The 305-nt window shown below is 62.6% G+C and carries 1 protein-coding gene; it reads left to right on the forward strand.

The window, feature by feature from the left end; genetic code table 11:
- A partial coding sequence (locus tag A3722_RS05180; protein ID WP_236627348.1) for a DUF4115 domain-containing protein occupies nucleotides 1-305 on the forward strand: 305 nt, incomplete at both ends.

Genomic DNA, 305 nt, shown 5'->3' on the forward strand with positions numbered 1-305 from the left:
CCGAGAATGGCACGATCGACGCTGCCATCGACGAAGCCCTGATGCTTGCCAATGCCGAGACCGATCTGCCCAAACCGCAGGTGGTTGAGCCTTTGGGAGACAAGGTGCGCATGGTCGCGGCCTATCCCTCATGGGTGCGGGTGCGCGCCGCCGATGGCACGGTGATTTTCGAAGGCGTGATGAACAAGGGCGACACATGGGATGTCCCTGTCACTGAAGAGCCGCCCTCCCTGCGGACGGGAGAATCCGGTGCGCTTTATTTCGCGATGGCAGACGGATGTTTCGGCCCTGTCGGGCCGCGTGGT

This window comes from Sulfitobacter sp. HI0027 (genome assembly GCF_001634775.1).
Lineage (GTDB): Bacteria > Pseudomonadota > Alphaproteobacteria > Rhodobacterales > Rhodobacteraceae > Sulfitobacter.